Source organism: Vibrio jasicida CAIM 1864 = LMG 25398, from assembly GCF_000400365.1.
In the GTDB taxonomy this organism is placed as follows: domain Bacteria; phylum Pseudomonadota; class Gammaproteobacteria; order Enterobacterales; family Vibrionaceae; genus Vibrio; species Vibrio jasicida.
This window is the reverse complement of record NZ_BAOG01000148.1, coordinates 1-338: the sequence shown is the minus strand read 5'-3', so window position 1 is coordinate 338 and position 338 is coordinate 1. Positions and strand designations below refer to the sequence as shown.

Annotated in this window: 1 protein-coding gene; it reads left to right on the top strand. The window is 48.5% G+C overall.

Annotated elements, in window-relative coordinates:
• A partial coding sequence (locus tag VJL_RS30090; protein ID WP_227741172.1) for a hypothetical protein occupies window positions 1-184 on the top strand: 184 nt, incomplete at its 5' end.
• Between the last annotated feature and the right edge of the window lie 154 nt (window positions 185-338).

Genomic DNA, 338 nt, shown 5'->3' with positions numbered 1-338 from the left:
CAAGGGGAGGTTAGGTGGGGTTGGTGGTTTGAGGCTGAATGTTGGGTTAGGTGCTTGCAACCCCCTCCAACTCCCCCTTTTCTTGACATGGTTTGCCAAGCATTTGAATGCGGTTCTCAAGGGGGAGGGTTTTCTTTTCTGCGGTGAGCTCAGTGCTTTCCAGCGTCATTCTGAAGGAGCCTAAGCGAGTATTCAGAAACTATTTAAAGCGCATTGTTGTGTTGCAATGTGAATTGAATTATCTGCGAATACAGAACCCGTTCCTCCCCTTTGAGCTCGTTGCTTTGAGAGTTTCGGAGTTTGATACAAGGGGAGGTTAGGTGGGGTTGGTGGTTTGA